General features: G+C 68.3%; 22 protein-coding genes and 2 pseudogenes. 12 read left to right on the top strand and 12 right to left on the bottom strand.

Going from position 1 to position 16,602, the window contains the following annotated elements; translation table 11 throughout:
- Positions 1 to 220 precede the first annotated feature (220 nt).
- From ABD340_RS10870 to ABD340_RS10850, 6 genes are all read left to right on the top strand, one after another.
- Positions 221 to 1,366 (top strand): MFS transporter, encoded by a 1,146-nt coding sequence (locus ABD340_RS10870; protein ID WP_344588617.1) that lies wholly within the window; start codon positions 221 to 223, stop codon positions 1,364 to 1,366.
- 151 nt (positions 1,367 to 1,517) lie between these two features.
- Positions 1,518 to 2,045, top strand: coding sequence for an SDR family NAD(P)-dependent oxidoreductase (locus ABD340_RS10865; RefSeq protein WP_344588616.1), 528 nt, complete (start codon positions 1,518 to 1,520; stop codon positions 2,043 to 2,045).
- A 249-nt stretch (positions 2,046 to 2,294) separates the two neighbouring features.
- A complete protein-coding gene (locus tag ABD340_RS10860; RefSeq protein ID WP_344588806.1) occupies positions 2,295 to 2,834 on the top strand; it encodes an alcohol dehydrogenase catalytic domain-containing protein in 540 nt (179 codons plus the stop codon).
- Positions 2,759 to 3,067, top strand: coding sequence for a zinc-binding dehydrogenase (locus tag ABD340_RS47930; protein WP_425547332.1), 309 nt, complete (start codon positions 2,759 to 2,761; stop codon positions 3,065 to 3,067). Before ABD340_RS10860 ends, ABD340_RS47930 begins: the two co-directional genes overlap by 76 nt.
- Positions 2,980 to 3,195 (top strand): zinc-binding dehydrogenase, encoded by a 216-nt coding sequence (locus ABD340_RS10855; RefSeq protein ID WP_344588615.1) that lies wholly within the window; start codon positions 2,980 to 2,982, stop codon positions 3,193 to 3,195. The genes ABD340_RS47930 and ABD340_RS10855 overlap by 88 nt, the downstream gene beginning before the upstream one ends.
- A 46-nt stretch (positions 3,196 to 3,241) precedes the next feature.
- Complete coding sequence (locus ABD340_RS10850; RefSeq protein WP_344588614.1) at positions 3,242 to 4,285, top strand: zinc-dependent alcohol dehydrogenase family protein; 1,044 nt, start codon at positions 3,242 to 3,244, stop codon at positions 4,283 to 4,285.
- A gap of 116 nt (positions 4,286 to 4,401) precedes the next feature.
- On the opposite strand, the gene ABD340_RS10845 is transcribed toward ABD340_RS10850, so the two are convergent.
- Positions 4,402 to 5,304 carry an NADP-dependent oxidoreductase gene (locus ABD340_RS10845; protein WP_344588613.1) on the bottom strand — a complete coding sequence of 301 codons (903 nt, stop codon included), beginning with the start codon at positions 5,302 to 5,304 and terminating at the stop codon, positions 4,402 to 4,404.
- A gap of 105 nt (positions 5,305 to 5,409) precedes the next feature.
- Here ABD340_RS10845 and ABD340_RS10840 point away from each other — a divergent pair, with 105 nt between their 5' ends.
- A complete protein-coding gene (locus ABD340_RS10840) occupies positions 5,410 to 5,808 on the top strand; it encodes a winged helix-turn-helix transcriptional regulator (RefSeq protein ID WP_344588612.1) in 399 nt (132 codons plus the stop codon).
- Between the two features lie 490 nt (positions 5,809 to 6,298).
- Positions 6,299 to 7,087 carry a hypothetical protein gene (locus ABD340_RS10835; protein WP_344588611.1) on the top strand — a complete coding sequence of 263 codons (789 nt, stop codon included), beginning with the start codon at positions 6,299 to 6,301 and terminating at the stop codon, positions 7,085 to 7,087.
- 258 nt (positions 7,088 to 7,345) lie between these two features.
- Here the strand turns inward: ABD340_RS10835 and ABD340_RS10830 are convergent, their stop codons facing one another.
- A complete protein-coding gene (locus tag ABD340_RS10830; RefSeq protein ID WP_344588610.1) occupies positions 7,346 to 8,473 on the bottom strand; it encodes an alpha/beta hydrolase in 1,128 nt (375 codons plus the stop codon).
- A gap of 252 nt (positions 8,474 to 8,725) precedes the next feature.
- Here ABD340_RS10830 and ABD340_RS10825 point away from each other — a divergent pair, with 252 nt between their 5' ends.
- The 4 genes from ABD340_RS10825 (at position 8,726) to ABD340_RS10810 (ending at position 10,168) form a co-directional block, all read left to right on the top strand.
- Positions 8,726 to 8,905, top strand: coding sequence for a hypothetical protein (locus ABD340_RS10825; protein ID WP_344588609.1), 180 nt, complete (start codon positions 8,726 to 8,728; stop codon positions 8,903 to 8,905).
- Between the two features lie 95 nt (positions 8,906 to 9,000).
- Entirely contained in the window at positions 9,001 to 9,297 is a 297-nt protein-coding gene (locus ABD340_RS10820) for a transposase (protein WP_344588608.1), read from the top strand.
- A 62-nt stretch (positions 9,298 to 9,359) separates the two neighbouring features.
- Entirely contained in the window at positions 9,360 to 9,737 is a 378-nt protein-coding gene (locus tag ABD340_RS10815; protein WP_344588607.1) for an IS3 family transposase, read from the top strand.
- Complete coding sequence (locus ABD340_RS10810) at positions 9,677 to 10,168, top strand: IS3 family transposase (RefSeq protein ID WP_344588606.1); 492 nt, start codon at positions 9,677 to 9,679, stop codon at positions 10,166 to 10,168. Before ABD340_RS10815 ends, ABD340_RS10810 begins: the two co-directional genes overlap by 61 nt.
- Before the next feature lie 48 nt (positions 10,169 to 10,216).
- On the opposite strand, the pseudogene ABD340_RS10805 reads toward ABD340_RS10810, so the two are convergent.
- From ABD340_RS10805 to blaOXA, 10 genes and pseudogenes are all read right to left on the bottom strand, one after another.
- Positions 10,217 to 10,557: pseudogene (locus tag ABD340_RS10805) on the bottom strand (transposase family protein); the annotation flags it as partial.
- Positions 10,558 to 10,815: 258 nt separating this feature from the next.
- The gene (locus ABD340_RS10800; protein ID WP_344588605.1) at positions 10,816 to 11,130 is read right to left on the bottom strand and encodes a hypothetical protein; all 315 of its coding nucleotides are present in this window, start codon (positions 11,128 to 11,130) and stop codon (positions 10,816 to 10,818) included.
- A gap of 66 nt (positions 11,131 to 11,196) precedes the next feature.
- Positions 11,197 to 11,661, bottom strand: coding sequence for a hypothetical protein (locus ABD340_RS10795; RefSeq protein WP_344588604.1), 465 nt, complete (start codon positions 11,659 to 11,661; stop codon positions 11,197 to 11,199).
- 503 nt (positions 11,662 to 12,164) lie between these two features.
- Positions 12,165 to 12,449, bottom strand: a complete 285-nt coding sequence (locus tag ABD340_RS10790; protein WP_344588603.1) for a hypothetical protein — start codon at positions 12,447 to 12,449, stop codon at positions 12,165 to 12,167.
- A 3-nt stretch (positions 12,450 to 12,452) separates the two neighbouring features.
- On the bottom strand, positions 12,453 to 12,611 hold the full coding sequence (locus tag ABD340_RS10785) for a hypothetical protein (protein WP_344588602.1): 159 nt from the start codon (positions 12,609 to 12,611) through the stop codon (positions 12,453 to 12,455).
- Positions 12,538 to 12,729 (bottom strand): transposase, encoded by a 192-nt coding sequence (locus ABD340_RS47925; RefSeq protein ID WP_425547331.1) that lies wholly within the window; start codon positions 12,727 to 12,729, stop codon positions 12,538 to 12,540. The genes ABD340_RS10785 and ABD340_RS47925 overlap by 74 nt, the downstream gene beginning before the upstream one ends.
- Before the next feature lie 127 nt (positions 12,730 to 12,856).
- Positions 12,857 to 13,525, bottom strand: a complete 669-nt coding sequence (locus ABD340_RS10780; protein ID WP_344588601.1) for a hypothetical protein — start codon at positions 13,523 to 13,525, stop codon at positions 12,857 to 12,859.
- An 88-nt stretch (positions 13,526 to 13,613) separates the two neighbouring features.
- Positions 13,614 to 14,519: an MFS transporter gene (locus ABD340_RS10775; protein WP_344588600.1), complete on the bottom strand. Its 906-nt coding sequence runs from the start codon at positions 14,517 to 14,519 to the stop codon at positions 13,614 to 13,616.
- A 13-nt stretch (positions 14,520 to 14,532) separates the two neighbouring features.
- A pseudogene (locus ABD340_RS47920) lies at positions 14,533 to 14,739 on the bottom strand (hypothetical protein); the annotation flags it as partial.
- 89 nt (positions 14,740 to 14,828) lie between these two features.
- Positions 14,829 to 15,719 carry a class D beta-lactamase gene (blaOXA, locus tag ABD340_RS10770; protein ID WP_344588598.1) on the bottom strand — a complete coding sequence of 297 codons (891 nt, stop codon included), beginning with the start codon at positions 15,717 to 15,719 and terminating at the stop codon, positions 14,829 to 14,831.
- Between the last annotated feature and the right edge of the window lie 883 nt (positions 15,720 to 16,602).

The following is a 16,602-nucleotide window of genomic DNA, read 5'->3' as shown; positions in this document are numbered from 1 at the left end:
TAGCCACCGGGCTGCGCGGAGGGAGGTTGCGTTTGTCCCCCCATAAACGCAACCTTCTCCACCTGCGACAAAGCCGGTTTCGTGGGATCAGCACACCGAACACCACGCCCACGGAGTTGATGCATGAGTAACGCGAGGAGCAACCCTCCACGCCCCCGCCGAGACCGTACGGGCTGACAATCCCCAGCCTCCGTCCGCCCGGCTGCCGCTCGTCGTCTACGTGCTCGCGCTGGGCACGTTCCTGATGGGCACCACCGAGTTCGTCGTGGCCGGCCTGCTGCCCGAGATCGCGGGCGACCTGCAGGTCAGCGTCGCCCGGACCGGCCTGATGATCACTGTCTTCGCGGTCGGGATGATCGTCGGCGCGCCGCTGATGGCGATGCTCACCTTGCGGTTGCCCAAGCGGCTGACCCTGATGCTCGCCCTGGGCGTCTTCGCCGCCGGGCACGTCATCGTCGCCCTCAGCTCGAACTTCACCCTGGTTCTGGCGGCACGGTTTTTGACCGCGATCGCCACCGGCGCCTTCTGGGCAGTGGCCAATGTGGCCGCTGCACACGCCGCGGGCCCTGCCGCCAGTTCCCGCGGCCTGGGGCTGGTCGGCGCCGGTGCCATGCTCGCCAACGTCGTCGGCGTGCCGCTGGGCGCGTTCGCCGGACAGCTCATGGGCTGGCGCGGCCCGTTCTGGGCGCTCGCGGCCCTCTCCGCGGCGGCCATCGCGCTCATCGCCCGCACCGTCCCGAACGACGGCGGCGACCAGCGGTCGGTGTCGATCCGCTCCGAGCTGACCGCTCTGCGCTCCGGCCGCCTGTGGCAGGTGCTGGCGGCCTGCGCCACCACGACCGGCGGCGTCCTGGCGGCCTACTCCTACATCTCGCCGCTGCTGACCGACCGGTCGGGAATCGCCTCCGGGATCGTGCCGCTGGTCCTGGTCGGCTTCGGCCTCGGCGCCCTGGCCGGCTCGCTCGTCGGAGGCCGCCTGGGCGACCGCCGCCCGCACACGGTGACCATCGTCGCCGCCGCAGGAGCAACCCTCCTGCTCCTGGCGATCTCCCTGCTGGCCGGCTACGCCGTGCCCACCATCATTCTCGTCGCCCTGCTGGGCTTCTTCGGGCTCGGCGCCAACCCGGTGCTGATGTCCCTGGCCGTCCGCTTCGCACGCCAGGCACCCGTCCTGGCCTCCGCCCTGACCGTCTCGGCATTCAACCTCGGCACCGCCATCGGCTCCTGGATCGCCGGCCTCACCCTCGACACCTCGCTCGGAACCACCGGCCCCGCCATGGTCGGCACCGCGATCGCCGCCCTCACCCTGATCCCCACCACCGCCATCGCTCTCACCCAGCGCCGCCGCTCCGCAGCAGTTGCCTAGGCACGGCGCACGCCGACACCGCACGGGACACAAAAGCCAAAATGCCCCCTTATGCGTCGAAACCTCGCCGAAACGGTGAGAGTGGTCGCGACTGTCCCCGCTGCTCAAAGCACGCGCAGCACGCACCCCTTCCCGGAAATGAGGAACGAAAATGGCACGCCTGGACAACGCGGTCACGGTCGTCACGGGAGCAGGCGGCGGTGTGGGCCGCCAGGCGGCGCTGCGGCTGGCCGCAGAGGGATCGCGCGTAGGACTGACCGACCTGGGCGCCTCCTCGCTAAAGGAAACCGCGTCCCTGGCGCGGGAGGCCGGGGGCGGGTCCGTCGTCAACGTGTCCTCGATCGGCGCACTCGCGGCCCTTCCCAACATCGGAATCTACTGCGCGTCGAAGGCCGCCGTCCTGGGCCTGACCCGCTCACTTGCGATGGAGTACGCGCCCCACAACGTCCGGGCGAACATCCTGTGCCCGGGGCTCGTCGACACGCAGATGGCGGCCGAGCACCAGAAGAGCTTTGCCACACCTCAGGACGCCATCGACGCGCTCGCCGGACGGCAGATGCTCAAGCGGTACGCGCAGCCGGTGGAGATCGCCGAGGTGATCGTGTTCCTGATCAGCAAGGAAGCCTCCTTCATGACCGGCGCCACCGTCCCCGTCGAAGCCGGATGGACCGCCAGGTGATCAAAAACGCGTCACCGCCGGGGTCCCGGTGCGCCACGCCGCCTCCACCGGCCTGAAGACCGCAACGAAAAGAACGGGGGGTCTGCCGCGCGACGCGCGGAGAAGCCGGTCGCGACCAGGCCGGCCCCCCACCGAACCGATGCGAAGCAGGACAGCAGATATGACTGACTCTCCCAGCACGACAGACGTCCGCGCGATGGTCGTCAACAGCTATGGCGGACCGGCACCCTCACCGCGGAAGAAGTCCGCCTGAAAGCTCCCGCCCGGGGCGAAGTCCTTGTCCGCCTGGCCGTGGCGGGGGTCAACTTCGTGGACATCTACATGCGCCGCGGCCTGAAGGCCGTGGAGCTGCCCTTCACCCCCGGCCTGGAAGGGGCCGGCGTGGTGGAGGCCGTCGGCCCCGGCGTGAGCAACGTCCGGCCGGGCGACCGCGTCGCCTACGCGCAACAGCAGGGCGCCTACGCCGAAGCCACCGTCGTGCCGGCCGACAGCCTGATCCCCCTGCCCGAAAACATGTCCTTCGAGGAGGGGGCCGCGTTCCCGCTGCAGGGCATGACCGCGCACTACCTGATCCACGAGTACCGCAAGCCGTCCGAAGGGGACGTGGTCCTCATCCACGCCGCCGCGGGCGGGGTGGGACTGCTCCTGGTGCAGGGGGCATGCCACCTGGGCGCACGCGTCATCGGGACGGTGTCCACCGAAGAAAGGCAGAAGTGGTCCGCCAGGCAGGCGCCCACGACGTCATTCTCTACACCGAACAGGACTTCGCCGAAGCGACCCTGCGTCTGACCGACGGGCACGGCGCCGATCTCATCATCGACGCCGTCGGCGCGAGCACCTTCGCCGGGAACCTTCAGGCAGCCGCCCTACGCGGACACATTGTGATCTTCGGTGCGGCCAGCAGCCCCGCCGATCCATTTCACCCAACGTGCTCATGGAACGCTCCCTGTCGCTCTCCGGCGGCGACCTGCGGCACTTCATGCAGACCAGCGAGGAGATGCTGTCGCGCGCCAATGCGGTGATCGAGGGCATCGAGAACGGCTGGCTGAAGCCACGCATCTCCCGGGTTCTCCCGCTGGCCGATGCCGCCGAGGCACACCGCCTGCTGGGAGACCGCCAGACCATCGGCAAGATCCTGCTCTCCACCTGATCCACATCACCCCCCTCACGTACTACCTGGAAATGGAGCATCACTGATGCGCGCAACACTCCTGTACGGCGCCGGCGACGTCCGTGTCGAGAACGTCCCCGACCCCGTCATCAAGCACCCCACCGACGCGCTGGTCCGGATCACCGCCTCCTGCGTCTGCGGCAGCGACCTGTGGCCCTACGCCTCGCACAAGCCCGAAGACGGTCCCGCCCGGATGGGCCACGAGTTCATCGGCATCGTCGAGGACACCGGCTCGGAGGTGACCACCGTCAAGCGCGGCGACCTGGTCGTCGCCCCGTTCGCCATCTCCGACAACACCCGCGAGTTCTGCCGCGAGGGCCTGCACACCTCCTGCGCCCACGCCCAGGCCAACTTCTGGGACGGCGAAGCCGAGGAGGGCGGCCAGGCCGAAGCGGTCCGCGTTCCGCTCGCCGACGGCACCCTCGTCAAGCTCCCCGTCGCCCCGGACAGCGCCCTCATCCCGTCCCTGCTGACCCTCTCGGACGTCTTCGGCACCGGCTACCACGCCGCCGTAGCGGGCGGCGTCAACGAGCGCACCCGCGTAACCGTGATCGGTGACGGCGCGGTCGGCCTGCTGGGAGTACTGTCGGCCAAGCGCCTGGGCGCCGAACAGATCGTCCTGATGGGCCGTCACCAGGCGCGCACCGACCTCGGCCGCGAGTTCGGCGCCACCGATGTCGTCTCCGCACGTGGCGAGGAAGGCATCGCTCAGGTGCGGGAGCTGACCGGCGGGCACGGCACGCACGTGGTCCTGGAGTGCGTCGGCAACATGCCCGCCTACCAGCAGGCCACCGGGATCGTCCGCCCGGGCGGAGTCATCAGCCGCGTCGGCGTCCCGCAGTACGAGGAGGCGCCGATCGGCTTCGGCAGCCTCTTCCGCCACAACATCCGCCTGGCCGGCGGACCCGCACCGGTCCGCGCCTACATCGAGGAACTGATGCCTGACATCCTCAACGGCACCATCGAGCCGGGGAAGGTCTTCGACGTCACCACGAACCTCGACGGCGTCCCGACCGGCTACCAGGACATGGCCGATCGCAAGAGCCTCAAGGTCCTCATCAACCCCTGACGTCACCCCTCACCGATACAGCACAACGGCTGGTGCCCTGTCGTATTGGACTGTGTCGTATTCAGGTGCTCGGGCGGCCCGCGAGCATGATCGCGACGGCCCGGCTTCGGTGCGGGTCAGGGGACGATCACCACGCCGCCGCGCACGCCGCCTTGGGCCAGCCGGTCGTGGGCGGCCGCCGCGTCGGCGAAGGGGTACACGCCGGCGACCCGGAGCGGGATGTCGCCGCTGGTGACGAGTTTGACCAGTTCGCCCAGCCGGGATCCGTCGGGTCGCACCTCCAGCGCGAATGTCCGGATTCCCCGCACCGGTTCCGGGCGAAGCGGGGGTGACGCGGCCACGTAGCCGCCGCCGTCGCGGATGAGGTCCAGCAGCGAGGGGCCGATCACCGCGAGGTCGATGACCGCGTCGAACGTCCCCGTCGGATCGCCGGAGCGCGGCAGGAAGGCCGCGCCCAGCGACTCGACGAACTCACGGTCGTCGGCTCCGGCGAGTCCTGTGGCGTGCAGGCCGGTCGCCCGGGCCAGCGCCAGGACGAACCCGCCGACCTGCCCGGCAGCGCCGGTGACGAGCACGGTCGAACCCGCCGGGAGCGCCAGCAGGTCGAGGGCCTGGGCGGCGGCGAGGCCGTTGGTCGGCAGAGTCGCCGCCTCGGTGGCGGGGGCGCCGGTGGGTGCGGAGGTCAGCCAGGCGGCATCGAGCACCACGTACTCCGCGTGGGCACCGACCGTGGTTTGCAACCATGGCGAGAAGCCGATGACCTCGTCGCCGATCGCGAGCTCCTCGACCGATGGGCCGACCGCGTCGACGGTGCCGACCACGTCCCAGCCGGGCGTGTACGGCAAACCGGTCGGCAGTGGGGCCGGGAACCGACCGGAGCGGACCATCAGGTCGACCGGGTGCACAACGGACGCGGCGACCCGCACCCGCACCTGCCCCGGCCCGGGCTCGGGCACCGGCACGTCGGCCACGTGCAGGACCTCCGGCCCTCCGAACTGTGAATAGCTGATTGCGCGCATCGTCGTCTCCTTCGTGGGACCTCGTGATCACCACGACCGTACGAATCAAAGGAACTGTGAGAAAGTAGGTACCGTGAAGTGCCTAGGGAACCGGAGGAGGGGAAGATGGCGACGACGACCGCGGCACAGCGCCGTGAACAGGCCAAACGCGACTACGACGCGTTCCTGGAAGGCTGTCCGACCCGTGAGCTGCTGAGCAGACTCACCGACAAGTGGGTCGCGCTGGTGATCCCGGCGCTCGCCGGCGGCCCGCAGCGGCACGGCGAGCTCGCCCACCGCATCGCCGGCGTCAGCCAGAAGATGCTCACCCAGACCCTGCGGACGCTGGAGCGCGACGGACTGGTCACCCGCACGGTCACCGCCTCGGTACCGGTCCGCGTCGACTACGAGCTCACCCCGCTCGGCCATGAACTGTTCCCGGTCATGATCGCGATCAAGGACTGGGCGGAGACGCACATGGCCCGCGTCTTCGAAGCCCGCGCCCAATTCGACGCACGCCCCTGAAACACAGGACGCCGACCGCCTCACAGGGGTGTACGCGCCTGATGCGCTACGACTCAGAGGACCGGTCGTCACAGAAGACCGGTGTCCTGTCGTATTCGACCGTGTCGTATTCAGTCGGCGTGTCGAGGCCGCGATCGTCGTGGTTCCGCCCGTGCGGGTGCTCTGAGAAGATTGCCCGCATGCAAGATCGCGTGCCTCACCGTCCCCTCCATGGCTTAGGCACGGCATGAGGCGCAGGCCTAGAGACTGGAATGAGTGGGATAAGCGCAGGGCTCGAGATGCCGAACGCAGACTCCGAGCCGCCGAGCGCAAGGTCGATAAGTTGCGTGCGGCTGAGCAGACGATCGCCGTCGAGGATGAGATTAGTACTGCGGACCGCGACGGTGTTGGACGAGCATTCCGTGCCAGTGGGCGCGAGCGCCGGGCCATCGCCCGTCGGCGTCGGGCAGCCGAGCGCGCGGTGGCCGAGCGTCGTCAATACGGGGCGGGGTTGTCGTGGGACGAGAAGAAGGCGGCCGAGGTCGAGCGCCGGACCGTCGAATACCGGGCCGTCGAGCGCGAACTTGCGGCCGATGGGAAAGAACTTGAGGCTGCTGGGCGCGAGTTGGAGGCCGCCCGGCGTGAGCGCTGGAGGCTGCTGAGCGCAGGGGTTTGCGGGCTGCCGAGCGTGAGGTCACGGCTGCCAAGCGGGAGCTTGAGTCCCGCCCGACTCGAGTTCATCCGCAATGAGGACGAGCTCTGGTCCATTGGACAAGAGATCAAGTATCTTGCGCCGGGGGTCGCGGATGGGTTGCGCGCCGAACGGAAAGTTCCGCCCCTGACAGTCCGGCGGCCTGCCCGCCCCCTAGGCAGGACGACGACGAGTCCTGGACCCGTGACTAAGTCGGACCATCCTGTGGGGAGACGGCGTCGGCGTGTGCAGGGCGGGCGGCGGTCCCGGGCGTTCGTGCGGTTCACCGAGGGGGAGTTCGAGCTGGTGCGGGCAGCGGCCGATGAGGCCAGGGTGACCGTGTCCAGCTGGGTGGTGGTGTCCGCGCTGGCGGCCGCGCGGGAGAGCAGGACGAGTGTGCCCGATGATGCGCTTTTGCTTGGAGGGGCTGCGGGCGCTGCGACGACTTCTGTTGTCGTTTGGGGACGGTTGGTGGAGCTCGCCGAGGCGCGGGGCGAGGGGCCCGTTGGGTCGGGGGTGGACTCGGCGGGGCGAGCGCTGGACGCTCTCGGTGCGCGCCTGACTGGCCTGTTGGACGACCTGGGTGAGGTGTCGGTGCGTAAGCGCTGAGCGGGGTAGCGGTGCCAGGTTCCGCCGGCGGGTGGAGAACGGCAGCCCGGACGACTCGTCCTCGTTCGGTTCGTTGCGCTTGCGCAAATGATCGGGTCCATGCCGACTCTGTGCGCGAGGTAGGCAATCCGTTGCTGACCACGGTGGCATCGGGGAGCTCCGCGGGGTGACCGTCCCGACCGTTCCCGAGAGGCCGCTTCCGCCGTGGGGGCTCCCGACAGGCCGGTGGCGGTACCGGCCTGTCGGGGACACTTCCGGTCAGGCGAGGTTCTTGGTGAAGAACTCGTCGAGCCTGTCGAAGGGGATGAGGTCCTTGCGGTCGTACAGGTCGACGTGGTCCGCGCCCGGGACGATCACGAGGTCGACGGTGTCGGGGGCCTTCGCCTGGACGTCCTCGGAGTAGTAGCGGGAGTGCGCGTCGGCGCCGGCCACCAGGAGGGCCTTGCGGGGCGCCAACATGTCGATGTTCGTCATCAACTGGAAGGCGAAGAACGACATCGGCGTGGTCGCGGTCCACGCGGTGGTGGAGTTGATCGAGCGCGGGTGGTAGCCGCGCTCGGTGCGGTAGTAGTCGAAGAAGATCGCCGTGATCGGGTCGGCGTCCGCCGGGAGGGTCTTGGGCAGGACGCGGTTGGAGGGGGCGACGTTGCCGTTCTCGTCGAAGGGGACCTCGTGGGAGAGCCGCGCGTAGGTGCCGTTCTCGGCGTCGATCCAGCGCTGCCGGCTGAGGTGGTCCACGACCTTCTGGCGCTGCTCAGGCGTGTAGTAGTCCTCGTGGCCGCGGGACATGCTGCGCGCCATGTCGTACATCGAGGCCGTGGCGACCGCCTTGATACGGCTGTCTGCAGCCGCCGCGGTGAGCGCCATACCGCTCAAGCCGCAGATGGCCTGCGCGCCGATCCGCTCGCGGTCGACGATCTTCTGCAGGCCGAGGAAGTCGACGGCGGCGCTGTAGTCCTCGGTGTAGATCTCGGGCGAGCCCACGTCGCGTACCGTGCCGCCGCTCTCCCCGGTGAAGGAGGGGTCGAAGGCGAGGGCGACGTAGCCGCGGCGGGCGAACTCGTTGGCGTAGAGCCCCGAGGACTGTTCCTTGACCGCGCCGAACGGGCCGCTGACCGCCAGGGCGGGCAGCTTTCCCCTGGCGTTCTTCGGCACGTAGAGGTCCGCGGCGACCTCGATGCCGTAGCGGTTCTTGAACCGCACCGAGGTCCGCTTGACGTTCTTGTCCAGCGCGAAGGTATAGCCGCCCTTGGCCGTGGCCTTGCCCTGTCCTGTGGCGCCCGCGGCGCGGCCGGTCTCCGCACCGAAGGAGGGCAGAGCCGTGAAGGAGGCAGCGGTGGCGGCGCCGGTGGCGGCGATCAGTCCGAGCGCTTTGCGACGTTCCATGGAGTGGACCTCATATTCGGTCGGTGGAGGAAAAGGCGCGACGGTCGGTGGTGTCGTGACCGAGGCGCGATTCCAGGAGACCGCTTCTGCGCCAGGCGTGGCAGGTCGGGTTTATGGGGGGTACAAGCTCGACCCCCCACCCCGCGGGGTGTGCGTCGTAACGTGGAAGGCATGGCACACCGACACCTCCCGGACACCCGCACCGTGTCAATCCCCTGATTTTGCAGAGACGTTGGTCATGCACTGGCTCTGGTGACCGGTGCGGCCACGCGCTTCTCGGATGGTGTTCTCGAACGTGACGGCGGCAACTCGCCGGCGGCGCTGTGGCGCCGTTTCCGCACCAGCCCGACTTCTCGCAAACGTTTTCCTTTGCGCGAGCAAGATCAACAGGTGGTCGCCGATCCCCCATCGGATCCCGATCGGTTCTCATAGGAAGTTTTGTGAGGGATTGTCCTCGTGTGAGCTTCCCCCCACAGCACGGACACATGACCTGAGGTCACCCTTGATCATCAGGAAGGATGTCCGTCATGCCCTCACCACACCCGCCCGAGTTCCGCCGCCGCGCCGTCGAACTGGCGCGCCAGGGTGATAAGTCACTCGTCCAGCTCGCCAAGGACCTGGGCATCAGCCGTTCCTGCCTGCAGAGCTGGGTGAACCAGGCCGACGCCGACGACGGCGGGAAAGGCGAGTCCGGGCGTCTGACGAGCGCTGAGAAGAGGGAATTGGCCGAGCTGCGGCGCCGTAACCGGCAACTGGAGACCGAGAACGAGATCCTCAAGCGGGCCGCCGCCTACTTCGCGAGAGAAAACGTCCTCCCAAAGTAATCTACTCGCTGGTCCGTGAACTCGCCGCCGACTCGATCCCGGTCGCGGTGGCCTGCCGAGTATTGAACGTCTCCGCCTCGGGATACTACGACTGGCTCGGGCGCCCCGAATCACCGCGTGCGCAGCGCAACGAGGAACTCACCAAAATGATCCGCGAAATCCGCGCTGAATCCCGCGGCAGCTACGGCTCGCCCCGGGTGCACGCCGAACTGACGCTCGGGCTGGGCGAGCGGGTGAACCGCAAGCGGGTGGAGCGGCTGATGCGCCGGGCCGGCCTGCAGGGCGTCTACCGGCGACGCGGCCGCCCCAGCCTGGCAGGTGCCGCGACCGAGGAGGACCTGGTGCAGCGCCGCTTCGACGTCGCCGGCCCCGATCGCTTGTGGCTGACCGATATAACCGAGCATCCCACAGCGGAAGGAAACTGTACTGCGCGGCCGTAATGGACGCCTTCTCCCGACGGATCACCGGATGGTCGATCGACGTGCGTCAGGATACCGATCTGGTCGTCAATGCGCTGGCCATGGCCATCACCCGACGTAGTCCGGCTCCGCACTCGACGATTCTGCATTCCGACCACGGGACGCAGTACACATCCTGGGCGTTCGGGAAGCGTCTGCGGGATGCCGGGCTGCTCGTATCGATGGGCACGGTCGGCGACTGCTACGACAATTCCATGATGGAGTCGTTCTGGGGAACGATGCAGTTGGAGCTGCTCGACACCCGGACATGGAGAACAAGGAAAGAGCTGGCCAGCGCGATCTTCGAATGGCTCGAATGCTGGTATAATCCATACAGACGACATTCCAGTATTGGGATGTACAGCCCGATCACGTTCGAAGGGCTCAACCTGCCCTCAGACAGCCGCGAGTGACCTCACCTCCGGTGTCCGTGCAACGGGGGGAAGCTCAAGTACCCTTTTTCATCCTCGGGTGACCTCGTAGTTCTGTAGAACGGCGATGGCTTGACGAGGTGACCGGCCTTGCTGGGGCTGCAGCGGAGTTTGCGGAGCAGCTTCCATGGCTTTAACTGGGCATTCGCGCGTTCACCGGGCCCGCGGAGCCGGGCGTGTGAGCGGTTGGCCTGCTTCTGGGACTCCGGCTTGTTCCGCCCTTTGTAGGGGGTGAAGACGATCGAGGCCTCGGCGCCTTGGTAGCCCTTGTCGGCCAGGGTGATGATGCCGGCGTTGTCCAGCTCGCGCAGGATCCCCCAGACGCGGGCGGCGGTCATGCGCTCGACAGGTCTTCCCGGACGGTCACTGCTGGAGGGATGTCCTCCAAGTTCACCTCAGAAGGGGAGGAACAGCAGTGACCATCACCGAGGCACGAAGAAGCGTGTGCCGGTCCAATCGCCGGCCCGCGCGCAGGCTCTGCAGGGCGCGAGTCCATGCCGGATCGACCGGACCGACCGCAGGCGTAGCGTGCGGCAACTGCGGCGGGCCGACCGTACTGCGCTCTGGTCAGTGGGTCTGCCAGGCGGGGTGCGGCTGACATGACCACCTGATAGAAGGTGGCGCAAAGGTCAGGGGAGACGATGATCTCCCCTGACCTTTCCCGGTTGGCCCCGGCCAGGGCCCAGCTTCCCGGCGGCCTGGACAACCTCTGAGTTTCCCCCGTTGCGGCTGTTGCCGCTGCCCCGGCCCGACACCTCGTGCTTGTCGTAGCCGACGGTGATCCCGCCTTCCAGAGTGGACTCCAGCACCCGTTTGGTCAGCTGCAACCCCTGCATCCGGGCACGGTCCACCAGCATCGAGATCAACTGCTCGTCCGACGCCGCACTCGACGGTGCCTGAACTGGCTGCTCCCCGGACTCGTCCTCAACGACGGTGTCGGTCATCTGGCGTCTCCTTGATCATCGGCCTGCTCACACCTGCGACGCTAAACCTTCGACCCGGCTCGAAGGTCAAGTAGCCACCAGCGACTGACCAGGAGCGGCAGGGGCATGGCGCACGATCTCGCAGGGTTCGTCGACGCCCAAGTCTTCGGCGGGCAGTTCTGCGTGCTTGATGGCGGTGATGTAGCGCTGGGCGGCCCCGACGGTGAGGCCGAACAGGTCGCAGAGGCGGCGGATGTCTCCGGCGCTGGCTCGCGCTTCGTCGAGGATACGGTCGTTGCGGAGCTGGTGGGCGGGGACGCCAAGACGGTCGTTGACCCACTTGTAGGTGACCTCGGTGGTGCGGCCAGCGCTGCCCACGTGGATGAACAGGTGCGGATTGGCGGTGTTCGGCCAGCGTTGCGTGCGGTAGCGAAGGTAGGCGGCGAGTCGGATGGTGACGTGTGGCGCGAGCAGGATGACCTGGCCGTCGATGTGCAGCCTCCCGTCGTGCAGATCGGTCAGCAGCAGCTGGCGGAGCTGGCGGGGGCGCAAGCCGTGGAAGATAAGCAGAGCCGCCAGGGCGTCGCGAGTGGGGTCGCTGGAGGCCAGCGCCTCGCGCAGGACGTCGAATCTCTGCGGCAGCGGGATGGTGCTATCGCAGGTTCCGGCGGGGATCTGGCTGGTCGGATCGCTGAAGACCCGGCGCCGGCCTTTTGAGTACGGAAGATCGCGCGTAGTCCCAGTCGCAGGTCGATGCGTTGCGCACCGGCCTGGACCAGGGCGGTGTGGACCTCCGCGCGGGTGATCTCCCGCAGCGACTGGTGGCTGCGGGCCCACTGCCGAAGCACCGGCATCACCACGGTGAACTGGTTGCGGATGGGTGCAGCTCCCGCTAAGTGAGAACCTCTGTCACCTTGGCGGCTGTGATCAGTGAACATGTGGACAAGCCGCCGACCCGCGGGTGGAGGCCCCAGCAAGCCGTGAAGCCGCTGATCGGCACGGCCTGGCGTCGATTGTTCGGCGGTGGATACGGACTCAGCTCCTAGCTGCGCTCGTTACTTCTGATTTCCAGAAGGTCCCAGACGCGGACGGTGCGGTCTCGGCGGGGATCCGTAGGTGCCGCCCGAGGCGGTGAACAGGCGTTTGATCTCCTCATCCAGATCGGCCCGCCGCTGCTCGCGGACGGTGGGCTTGCGGTTGATCCACTTGTAGAACCAGGACCGCGAGACCTCCAGGGCCCGGCAGGCGATTGCATGGGGATACCGAGCTTGGTCCTGCAGGACGCGATGAAACTCCGCCACGATCACCGGTTCATCGAGTCCCTTCACCCACAGGACCACCGATCACTTGAGCACCTCACGCTCCATCTCAAGCTCAGCGCGTTCGGACTCCCACTCGGCCTTCTTCCGGTGCAATCGAGCCAGATCCTCACGCTCGGACTCGCCCAGCGCCTCGCCCGCGGCCTCCCGCTCCCGATCGGCCTTCATCCAGTTGTGCAGCATGTAGGGGGTTGACTCCCAGATCCCGCGCGACCTGCGCGACAGATTTGCCGGTCTCCTTGACGATCCGCACCGCTCCTTCACGGAACTCCGGATCAAACCGGCGTCTCTTATCTCCCACGACCCGACCATCTCTCTGGTTCAGGTCTCCACGCTACGAGGGGAAGCGCAAAGTCGCGTCCATCAAGATCTGGCTCCGCGACCCCGTTCCGAGAAACACGGCCTGGCGGAGGCCGTGCCGTTCGGACTCAGCGGTGCAAAGCAGTGCGCCGTGCCTTGACGTACCCCGTCACGCACACTGCCAGGAGGCCGACGAGAACGGCCAGCAGCGGGTTGACGATTCCGGGCACCGTGTCGGTGCCGCAGGAGGTGTCGCTCAATGGCAGCAGGCTCTGCCCTCCGCTGGCCCCCACCTGTCCGCCCGAGGAGTCAAAGCGGCACACCTTTTCCTTGACGTCCAGCATCCCGTCATTCAAGTGGCCGGCCCCGTACCCGTAGGTCGCCACGGCGCCCAGCAGCCAGGTCCACGACAACCGTGCCCACGTACGCCGCGCCGCCTCCGGGCCCGGCAACAGTGCCGATCTGGCGGCCGCGGCCGCCGTCACGCAGGCGGCACAGGCGACCCAGGGCCAGCCGATCAACAGGTACAGTGCGGCGAGAATCACCAACAGCAGCGCGCCCTCCGGCACGGCTGCGGCCAGGAGCAGCAGCCCGCCGCCCGCCACGGCGGCGGCCCACCCTGCGATCCTGCGCCGGGAATGGGGCTGGGCCGACCGCAACGGCACTACGAACAACGCGACCAGCAGTCCCGGCATGCCGACCATGTACATGCCGGAGAGGACGCCCTCGCCCGATGTGGCCACCGCCAACGCGGTTCCGCCGAACAGGACGGCGGCGGCCGCCGCTGCATATCTCATGCGCGGCATCCGATGCCGCGGTGAGCATCCGTCTGCCCGTCGCACGGATCTTGCGGGCGTTGGGCGGCTGGGGGGCGCATGTTCTGATTCATGGCTTCGGTCGCAAGTCCAGCGGGCCGCCAGAGACGCCCACATACGGCACGACCTGGGCTTCCCGGCCAGGAAGGGCGCGGGTCGCGGCCGCCGCGGCGCAGGCGACCAGTGCTAGTGCGGTCAGCGCTGCCGCCGCTCCTTGCGGCCCGTACTCGAACAGCCGGCTGACGGCGGTGCCGCCAGCAAATGCGAGCAGGCCGGAGAGGAACGCCTGCACGCCCAGATAGGTCCCGTAGCGCGAAAGCGGGGCGAGTCGGGCGACAGTCTGGAACACCGCCGGTTTCAGCAGGCCGCCTGCGAGCCCCTGCAGTACGGCAACCGCGATCAGCCCCACCGGCCGGTGCCCCGCGCCAGCCGCTAGCAGCAGGTAGCCGCCTGCGGCGCACAGCAGGCCAACGCGCAGCACACCGGGCCGTTCGGCACGGGATCCCGCCGCGCACCATGGCTGGACCGCCGCCGACACTATCGCAAGCACGTAGGCGAACACCGTCACCGCGGTCGGATCCCCGCCGCCCAGCGGTACCACCACCGCCGCCTGGTCCGTCAGCAGCCGCGCGGGCAGCGACACGGCCACGAACCACATGAATATCCGGTCCCGCAGCGCCGTCCGCACCCCGATGGCGGCCTCGTCCCCGGCTCGGGCGCGCGGAACGTGCCGGAGCAGTGAGAACAGCAGCGCCGCCGTGATCCACAGCCCGGCCGCGGTGAGCGCCACCAACCAGTAGCCGACGTTCAGCAGCGCCAGTCCGAGTACCGGGCCGAACACCGCCGCCGCCTGCAACGTCATCGCGTACGCCGCGTACCCGCGGGCGCGCCGCCGTTCGGCGAGCCCTGCCAGCAGCAGCTGCGCCGCCCGGGTGGAACAGCGCCCCGCCCGTGCCCAACAGCACCGCTGCGACAACCAGCCCGGGCGGAGAGGACACGGTGCCTAGCAGCACGAACCCGGCCGCGCGCAGCAGGCACGCCAGGATGCCCGCCCGGGCCGGATGAAGTACGTCCACCAGCGTGCCGACCGGCAGAGAGAGCGTGTGCTGCACCAGGTTGCGCAGCGCCAACAGCAGGCCGATCAGCCCGGCGGCCAGGCCCAGGTCCCCCTTCAGATGTACGACAAGCTGCGCCATCGCCGCGAAGTAACCCAGCGAGATGGCCGCCTGGATGGCGACGACCACGGTGACCGTGCGACGGTCACCGTGGTCCGGAGAGGAGATGCTCACGCGGTGGGCAGCACGTTCAGCCGGTGCAGCAGTTCACGCGCGACCGTCGCGCGCTTTCCGGCGTCGCCGTCCTTGGCGATGTCGATGTTGAGCGCGAAGGTGTACACGCGTCCGCCGCGCTCGACCCACCCTGCCCACCAGCCGGTGCCGGGATCGGGAGCGTTCTGCCAGCCGGACTTGGCGAACAGCGCGTACCCGTCCCTCTCCTCCTGCTTGATCAGGTCGCGGACGGTGCGCTGGTGCGCACGCGAGGCGGGCAGGCGAGCGGCGGCCAGCCGCTCCATGAAACGGGTCTGCTCCACTGCCGAGATCTTCAGCGGTCCGTCCAGCCAGAACCGGTCCACCTTCGTCCCGGTCTGGCGGTTGCCGAAGTCGAGGCGGTGCAGCCACTGCCGTTCGCGGTCCATCCCGATGCGGCGCGCGATCACCTGGAACGCCGCGGCGTTGGAGATCTGGACGGCCTCCCGCATCGTCATGTCCTTCTCCCATTCGGGGTAGGGCTGCGGTGTCCCGTCCCAGGGGATGACCTCGTCGGGACTCTTGACCGCCCCGGTCTCCAGCGCGACCAGCGCGTGCGGGACCTTGAAGGTGGAGGCGGGCACCATCGGCGTTCCGGCGCGCCGCCGGTCCACCACGGTCGTGTTCCCCGTCCTTACGTCGCGCAGAGCGAAGGTGCCGCGCACGCCCGCAGCGTCGAAGACCGAGCGCAGGTCATCGCGCACGGTCGTGCCGGGCCGGAGGTGATCTGCCGCCGCGACGGCGGCGGCGCCGCGCGGGGCGGCGTCGTGGGCGGCGGCACCGCACGCGGCGGTACCGAAGACGGTGAGGGCGGCGAGCGCCGTGGCGCCCAGCCGAGCACGAAGAGCCTGGGAAGAACGTTTGATCACGAGACCACGATAATCACGCCACGATGGCGGCTGTCCAATATTGATATCAATCGAGAGTCGATATCAAGACTCATATCGACGCAGCTCGGAAGCAGCTGCGGGGCCAGTTCCAGCGGTTCGACCGATTGCCGCCGCCGATTAATCGCGACGCACGGTGATTACCTAACCGCGATCCGGAGCGCTTTAACCAGTTCACTTTGAAGTGGACCACCTCAAAGTCCGGCCGGACGGGTGTCGTCCAGGCCCGACCTTCTTGCAGCGGAAACACCTGACCGACCCAGACCAGCATCCACGCCAAGGAAGATCATCTTCCAGGGAACCAGGTACCGAGGTGGATCTGACAGGCCCACGGGGGGCATCAGGAGACGACGAGAGTCTGAGTGGCCATGTCGAGGTCGTTGGTCCGCCGCCGGCGCGGTGCGACCGCCGCCGTGCGGTGTAGCCAATGAGGATGGCCTTCTCTCAGTCTGCGGCCTCGCCGACCGCGTCGGTCTTCGACCGCGGTAGGGGGCCCGGCGGGCCGTCCGCCGGCTTGCCGCCCCCCTCGAGCTGGCGGGTGGTATCGATCGCAATCGCGCCTGCCGCAAGCAGGCCATCAAAGCACCGGCACATCTACGAAAGCGACCGCCCGTCTCGGATGATCACGCGGGAGTGTGGAGAATCGATCGATTCTCGACATGCGTGTCGCTCCGTCTGACCATTCGGGCTTGCAGATTGAGGCCTCTGTCCGCACGTACCTGCTGACTGCGGCGAATGGAGGAGATGTGCCCGAGCACAGCAACACCCCAGAGAAGCCGGCGGCGCCGGAGTGATGCGCCGCGGGTCTGATGGAGGCTCGATTCCCTGAGAGGATCGAGTCATGGCACGTCCGTCCCGTTATCCC

Origin of the sequence: Actinomadura vinacea (assembly GCF_039532545.1) — a bacterium.
Classification (GTDB): Bacteria; Actinomycetota; Actinomycetes; order Streptosporangiales; family Streptosporangiaceae; genus Spirillospora; species Spirillospora vinacea.
Note: the sequence above shows the minus strand (reverse complement) of the source record. Positions and strands in the feature narration are given on the sequence as shown.

Coding starts and splice junctions, on each gene's coding strand:
- ABD340_RS10865 (WP_344588616.1), top strand. CDS start 1,518: ATGGCACGCCTGGACAACGCGGTCACGGTCGTCACGGGAGCAGGCGGC.
- ABD340_RS10855 (WP_344588615.1), top strand. CDS start 2,980: ATGGAACGCTCCCTGTCGCTCTCCGGCGGCGACCTGCGGCACTTCATG.
- ABD340_RS10850 (WP_344588614.1), top strand. CDS start 3,242: ATGCGCGCAACACTCCTGTACGGCGCCGGCGACGTCCGTGTCGAGAAC.
- ABD340_RS10845 (WP_344588613.1), bottom strand. CDS start 5,304: ATGCGCGCAATCAGCTATTCACAGTTCGGAGGGCCGGAGGTCCTGCAC.
- ABD340_RS10840 (WP_344588612.1), top strand. CDS start 5,410: ATGGCGACGACGACCGCGGCACAGCGCCGTGAACAGGCCAAACGCGAC.
- ABD340_RS10830 (WP_344588610.1), bottom strand. CDS start 8,473: ATGGAACGTCGCAAAGCGCTCGGACTGATCGCCGCCACCGGCGCCGCC.
- ABD340_RS10820 (WP_344588608.1), top strand. CDS start 9,001: ATGCCCTCACCACACCCGCCCGAGTTCCGCCGCCGCGCCGTCGAACTG.
- ABD340_RS10800 (WP_344588605.1), bottom strand. CDS start 11,130: ATGACCGACACCGTCGTTGAGGACGAGTCCGGGGAGCAGCCAGTTCAG.
- ABD340_RS10785 (WP_344588602.1), bottom strand. CDS start 12,611: ATGCTGCACAACTGGATGAAGGCCGATCGGGAGCGGGAGGCCGCGGGC.
- ABD340_RS10780 (WP_344588601.1), bottom strand. CDS start 13,525: ATGAGATATGCAGCGGCGGCCGCCGCCGTCCTGTTCGGCGGAACCGCG.